Annotated in this window: 2 pseudogenes (1 of these 2 running past the window's edge); both read left to right on the forward strand. The window is 62.5% G+C overall.

Annotated features, from left to right (window positions below):
* A pseudogene (locus B2994_RS00815) lies at window positions 1-159 on the forward strand (DNA polymerase III subunit delta); the annotation flags it as partial.
* Between the two features lie 32 nt (window positions 160-191).
* Window positions 192-328 (forward strand): annotated as a pseudogene (locus B2994_RS00820) (tRNA (adenosine(37)-N6)-threonylcarbamoyltransferase complex ATPase subunit type 1 TsaE) (its annotated part continues 226 nt past the right edge of the window); the annotation flags it as partial.

The following is a 328-nucleotide window of genomic DNA, read 5'->3' on the forward strand; positions in this document are numbered from 1 at the left end:
CAACTCGGCGGCTGGACGTCCCGGGGCTTGGGGGCGTGCATCCAGATGCTTGCGTGGGCGGACGAACAGAGTAAAACGAATGGCGGCGATCCCGTGTATGCGTTGGAGCGCAGCATTGACTTGATCGCGGTGAAAGGACAGGGGAGGAATATCAGGTGAGTGTTCGAATTGCAGTGCCTACGGATGCGGATATGCGCGCGCTTGGGGCTAGCCTCGCCCGAAAGTTTCGCGGCGGTGATGTCCTGCTGCTGTCCGGGCCGCTTGGCGCCGGGAAAACCACGTTGGCGCAGGGCATAGGCGAGGGGTTGAGCATCGAGGAGCCGATCGT

This window comes from Bifidobacterium sp. UBA744, assembly GCA_002298605.1.
Taxonomy (GTDB): domain Bacteria; phylum Actinomycetota; class Actinomycetes; order Actinomycetales; family Bifidobacteriaceae; genus Bifidobacterium.